Source organism: Pseudomonas sp. 05T35 (genome assembly GCF_056396605.1).
In genome coordinates, this window is sequence record NZ_JBFTLU010000428.1 from 1 (window position 1) to 3,958 (window position 3,958).

3 protein-coding genes are annotated in these 3,958 nt (G+C 61.0%); 1 reads left to right on the forward strand and 2 read right to left on the reverse strand.

Annotation, left to right across the window (positions count from 1 at the left end; genetic code table 11):
• Window positions 1-1,219: OprD family porin (locus AC1DH9_RS24515; RefSeq protein WP_477808933.1), on the forward strand; the 1,219-nt coding region annotated here is incomplete at its 5' end.
• A 122-nt stretch (window positions 1,220-1,341) separates the two neighbouring features.
• Here the strand turns inward: AC1DH9_RS24515 and AC1DH9_RS24520 are convergent.
• Together AC1DH9_RS24520 and xylB are read right to left on the reverse strand one after the other, a co-directional pair.
• A complete protein-coding gene (locus AC1DH9_RS24520; RefSeq protein WP_427539944.1) occupies window positions 1,342-2,286 on the reverse strand; it encodes a carbohydrate kinase family protein in 945 nt (314 codons plus the stop codon).
• 13 nt (window positions 2,287-2,299) lie between these two features.
• Window positions 2,300-3,793: a xylulokinase gene (gene xylB, locus AC1DH9_RS24525; protein WP_427539947.1), complete on the reverse strand. Its 1,494-nt coding sequence runs from the start codon at window positions 3,791-3,793 to the stop codon at window positions 2,300-2,302.
• Window positions 3,794-3,958 lie beyond the last annotated feature (165 nt).

A 3,958-nucleotide genomic window follows, 5' to 3' on the forward strand; every position in this document is an offset into this window, starting at 1 on the left:
CTCCCAGGCCAGCGGTTTTATCGAAGACAGCAGCGCCAAAGTCGAATCGCGCACGGTGTATTTCAACCGCGATTTTCGTGACGGGCATACCTCGAACGAGCAGGGTGCGTCGAAACGTGACGAGTCGGCCCAGGGTTTCATTCTCAATCTGCAATCGGGCTACACCGAAGGCGCCGTTGGGTTCGGTGTCGATGCATTGGGCATGCTCGGCCTCAAGCTTGATTCCAGCCCCGACAGCAGCAACAGCGGCTTGTTGCCGTCAACCGGGGAGAACCCACGCGGTTCGAAAGACCAATACGCCAAGCTGGGCCTGACGGCCAAAGTCCGCGTTTCGCAGAGCGTCCTGAAGTACGGCGCATTGCTGCCGGACCTGCCGTTGCTGAAATACAACGACGGTCGTCTGCTGCCAACGATGTTCAACGGTGCAATGCTCACATCGAAAGAACTCAAGGACCTGACCTTCACGGCCGCACGCCTGGACAAGTACACCGCCCGGGACTCCACCGACGCCGAGGACATCCGCGTGCACTGCAAGAACAAGCGTTACGCCTGCAACGTCACGGCTGATCACTTCGATATGTATGGCATCGATTACAAGTTCAACGAACGCCTGAGCGCTCAGTATCACTACGCCGAACTGGAAGACATCTACCGTCAGCACTTTGTCGGTTTGCTGGCCAACCAGCCGTTAGGCTCGGGCCTGATGAAGGCTGACCTGCGTGTACTCGATAGTGCCGACAGCGGCGCCGCTCGCGCCGGCTCCATTGAGAACCGMGCCTTGAGTGGCATGCTCGGCTACACCCTCGACGGTCACACGCTGAGCGCCGGCTGGCAGCGAATGATCGGTGACAACTCGATGCCGTACCTGGATGGCAGTAACCCGTATCTGGTCAACTATGTGCAGGTCAACGACTTCGCTGCGGCCCAGGAGCGTTCCTGGCAGTTGCGCTACGACTACGACTTCAAGGCCATCGGCCTCAATGGCTTGAGCTTCCTGACCCGCTATGTGAATGGCGATCACATCAAGGTGCCGGGCAGCGAGCAGGAAGGCAAGGAGTGGGAGCGCGACAGCGAGCTCAAGTATGTAGTGCAGAGTGGGACGTTCAAGGACCTGAGCCTGCGGCTACGCAACGCGACGTACCGGACCAACTACGAGCAGTTCGCCCGGGATGTGGATGAGACCCGGTTGATTGTGAGTTACAACTTTTCGATTCTGTAGCGCCTGACAGAATGCCATCGCGAGCAGGCTCGCTCCCACATTGGATCTTCATGTGATGCAAACTCTGCATACGACTCAGATCTCCTGTGGGAGCGGGCTTGCTCGCGAAGAGGCCCTCACATTCAGCGCATTTCCAACTGGTGCCGATACGGCAAATCCGGCCCGGTCTTGCTGCAGGTCAGCGCCGCTGCGCTGATGGCGAACCTTAGCATCGTGTCGATCTGTTCGCGGCTCAAGCGCTGCAAGCCGTCGACTGAATCGAGCTGTTGCTCGGTCAGCCAGGTGATCAACGCAGCCTGGAAGGTGTCACCGGCACCGACGGTGTCGGCAATGACCACTTTGCTTGCCGGTGCGGACCAGCTGCCGTGGCGGCGGCTGAACACCGTCGCGCCCTGGCCGCCACGGGTCAGGAACACCAATTGGCAGCGATATTCCAGCCAGCCGTCGATCACGCTCTGCGGCTCGCGGCCTGGATACAGCAGGCTCAAGTCTTCGTCACTGACCTTGATCAGGTCGGCATGCTTTACCAACTCGGCAATCCGTGAGCGCCATAACTCGATGTTCGGTTCGGGATTGAGTCGTACATTCGGGTCGAGGCTGATCAGGCGTTTGCCGCTTTCCCGGCGCACCAGCGCCAGCAGCGTATCGGCAATCGGTTGCACCACCAGCGAGTACGAACCGATGTGCAGACCGCGCACCTCATCGCTCAACTCTGGCAGATGGGCGAGCGTGAGCTGACGATCAGCGCAGCCTTCACCGCGAAAGCTGTAATGTGGCGAGCCGTTGGCACCCACCGCAACCATCGCCAGTGTGGTGGGTGCGTCGAAGTCCAGCAAATAATCCGCACGCACCCCTTCGTCCGCCAGCACCTGCTGCAAGCGACGGCCGAGGTAGTCGGTGGACAGCCCGGCGAACAGCGCCGAGTCCACCCCCAATCGGCGCAAGCCGACCGCCACGTTGAACGGTGATCCGCCGGCAATTGCCTTGTAGTTCACGGTCGAGGCCTGACCGCTCACCGCGTTTTCGCTGAAGAAATCGAACAGTGCTTCTCCACACACCAGATACATAGTTGTTCACTCTTTAAAGGGTTGCGACCTGTTGGCGATAACGCTCATAGGCCTGTTGGTAGGCCGCTACATTCGCCGCAATGGGTTGGGTTTCGCTGGTGGGGTCAAGGCTGACACAGCGCTCGCACAACGCCAACAGACTTTGCTGGGTACCGGCGGCCGACTCGCACCACGCCGCCTGAATCGCTGCACCGAGGGCTGCCGCCTCGCTGTGTTCGGTGCACACCACCGGGGTATTCATGATGTCCGCGACCATCTGCCGCCATGCCGGGCTTTTCGAGCCGCCACCGGTGAGGCGAATGCTGCGGCTCTGCAATCCGTTGTGGCGCAGCAGGTCCAGGCCATAACGCAAACCGAAGGTAGTGCCTTCAACCACTGCGCGGCAAAGGTTGGCCTGGGTCAGGTTGGTCATGTTCAGCCCCAGCAGGCTGCCCGTGGCGTGGGGCAGGGCGGGGACGCGCTCGCCGTTGAGGAACGGCAGCATGCTCACGCCTTCGGCGCCGATCGGTGACTGCTCGACCCGGGCATTGAATTGTGAGAGGTCGAGATCGAACAGCTCACGCACGGCGCTGGTCGCGTTGGTCAGGTTCATCGTGCAGATCAACGGCAGCCAGCCGCCGCTGGAGGAACAGAACGTCGCGACTGACGCGTCCGGGCTGACGTTGGGCTGCTCGGCGTAGGCATACACGGTGCCCGAAGAGCCCAGGCTCATGGTGATTGCACCCGGCTGGATATTGCCGGTGCCGAGGGCGCCCATCATGTTGTCGCCGCCACCGCTGGCGACCAGCGCCTTTGGGTTGATGCCCAACCGTTCGGCGATGTTCGGCAAAATCGTGCCGACCGCCTGATGCGCCTCCAGCAGTTCGGGCAGCGCCGCTTGCAAGCGGCCACTGGGATCGATGTCGCCCAGTAGCTCTAGGTCCCATTGGCGGCTTCGCACATTGAAGTAGCCGGTACCCGAAGCATCGCCGAACTCGCTGCAGCAGCGCCCGGTCAGCCAATAGTTGAGGTAGTCGTGGGGTAACAGAATGTGAGCAATGCGGGCGAAAACGTGCGGATGCTGCTCTTGGGTCCACAACAGTTTGGACACGGTATAGCCCGGTGCGATGGCCACGCCGAGGCGTTCCAGTGAGCCGCTTTCACCGCCCAGATGCGCCAGCAATCGCTGGTTTTCTGCGGTGGTTTCGGTGTCGCACCAGAGCTTGGCCGGGCGCAGGACCTGGCCTTGTTCATCGAGCAGGACCAGGCCGTGTTGCTGGCCTGAGACGCCGATGCCGAGAATCTCCTGGCCGCTGATGTTGGCGGCGAGCAAGGCCTGGCGAGTGGCGAGGGTCAAGGCTTCAAGCCATTGGGCGGGGTCTTGTTCGCGACGGCCATTGGCGTCGCTGATCAGGCTGTGGGCGGCGGCGCCCTGACCGAGGACTTTACCGCTGCGCGAATCGAGGATCAGCGCTTTGGTGCCTTGGGTGCCGCAGTCGATGCCTAGGAAGAATGCTGGGTTTGTCATTGCGTAGTTTTTCTCGGGTCGTTCCATGAAATCTGCGTTTGGTTCAAGAGCCACCCCTCACCCCAACCCTCTCCCCAGGGGGGAGAGGGGAAAGGGAGCTGATCTCCATAGTTTTCAGAACCTGAGTTCGGCTCGATGTTTCAGGTCGCAGTAGTTGTCATAATC

Bases quoted from the DNA above. Each gene is read 5' to 3' on its own strand.
- xylB (WP_427539947.1), bottom strand. From the start codon at position 3,793: ATGACAAACCCAGCATTCTTCCTAGGCATCGACTGCGGCACCCAAGGC.
- AC1DH9_RS24520 (WP_427539944.1), bottom strand. From the start codon at position 2,286: ATGTATCTGGTGTGTGGAGAAGCACTGTTCGATTTCTTCAGCGAAAAC.